The sequence below is a fragment of the Lampropedia puyangensis genome (assembly GCF_004833285.1).
Lineage (GTDB): Bacteria > Pseudomonadota > Gammaproteobacteria > Burkholderiales > Burkholderiaceae_C > Lampropedia > Lampropedia puyangensis.
Window position 1 is genome coordinate 1 of record NZ_STFG01000053.1, and the last position, 1,792, is coordinate 1,792.

The following is a 1,792-nucleotide window of genomic DNA, read 5'->3' on the forward strand; positions in this document are numbered from 1 at the left end:
TAGTCACATTTTGTTGAATGTCGCCTATCGGCCAGAAACAGTCATTTCAATATTGGCCTTTGGTCTCTCACAACAAGCTGCAATCTCGAAATTTTAGGTTTGCCTAAACAGGTTTATTTGTAATTGCTCACTCTCGAAATTGCAGATACCTTCATTTTATAAAAACGACGAACTTTTTTTGCTTGTCGTCTAAATTTAGTTAGCTGTTTCTACGGACAAACCAATGCTCGATTTTAAAGAGTTGAATAAAGATGGAAAAGATTTCGAACTACTAATTAGGGAGTTGCTTTTTTCAAAAGGATACAAAGTTTACTGGAGTGGTGTCGGCCCCGATGGAGGGAGAGATCTTGTGTGTGTGGAGGAACGCCAAAGTTTCTTCGCACCCGACAAAAAAAGATGGCTTATTCAATGCAAGCATAACGCGCATAGCGGGAAGTCCGTCAGCGTAGAAGATCTTGATGACATAGTAGATTCATGTACACAGCATGATGCCGCAGGTTTTATACTTGCTTGCTCGACGCAGCCATCATCTGCTGTGGTGAATCGGCTTGAGGCAATAACGAACAATTCCAAAAACGACATAACAGCAATCTATTGGGATTATGTGTTTATTGAACAGGCGCTCTCTTGTGCCAGTTTGTGGCGTGTCGCACAGAGATTCTTCCCAATATCGGCGGAGTCTACAACTTGGAAGGTATATGCCACCGAGAACCCTAATCACTGGGTTGTCAATTACAAAGGTTATTACTTTCACCTCGCCAACAGAATTGGTTCATATCACGAGCATCACTTCGATTCTATTAGTCAGAGAATTTCTGAAATAGAATCATTGACAATGCCAGAGAAGCACTTTATTTGTGTTAGATCGATATATTACGACGACAAGAATGGGGGCTATACATGGTATTTGGATTGCATGTATCCAAATGATGAGTCGCCTCGCTACAGCTCTGCACAAATTAAGCACTATCTAGGCGATGGTTATGCATTGGAAGATGGTCAATGCTATTCGTTTGATGTGAAGCTGCGCGCCTACCTACAATTGAGTGATCACTATGACCCCGATCATTATGATTACTACACGCGTTACATGCATTCTTATCTGTATGGCGCGAAGCGTGAAAGCAATTGGGATGATCTTGAAGAAGCCTACAAATCAGATGAAGAACTAAAAGAGAGGCTCAACGCAAGCAAAACCGCATCGTTTGACAGGCTTGTTGCGAAGTTTTCTGAAATCGGCTTCTTGCGCCTAGTGAGGGCGTCCAACGCCAGGGTGGAAGATCTAGATAAATTTCACCTACAGAGAAGCTGGTCAGACCTAATATCATCCCTTGATATAGATACAGATCGCTTCTTCTCTGCATGGTTTTTGTTTGACGTGCAAAGCGTTGATAAACTTCATCAGCTGATATCCTATATACCCCAGCATGTCTTATACAGTTTCAGGCTTACAAGGGCCTACATTTATCTACCCGAAGACAACGACAGAAGCAGGCTTGACTCAGACGAAGACGAGTACCTATTTGAACTCACAATGTCGATACATCCGGCGGAGCTTTCCAACAAGTTCACCGCACGTGAAAAGCTAAACGAGTATTTTGAGCTCGCCATACAAGGTATCGGTGCCTTCCAAGCAAACAACAGCTAAGAGATCGTTCCAGCGGACCACTAAAAGCTGCGCTTTTGCCGTCCGCTGAACTCCACGTTAGCTTTCAAATGAGGATGTGCGATGTATTTCGATGTAAATTCGAAAAGGGTTGGGAACCTCTCAGAACCCTGCTATAAAACGTCA

The 1,792-nt window shown here is 43.1% G+C and carries 1 protein-coding gene; it reads left to right on the forward strand.

Features of this window, described 5'->3' with window-relative positions; genetic code table 11:
- The first annotated feature begins 223 nt into the window (after window positions 1-223).
- Window positions 224-1,648 (forward strand): restriction endonuclease, encoded by a 1,425-nt coding sequence (locus tag E9531_RS17325; RefSeq protein ID WP_136575018.1) that lies wholly within the window; start codon window positions 224-226, stop codon window positions 1,646-1,648.
- The last annotated feature ends 144 nt before the right edge of the window (window positions 1,649-1,792 follow it).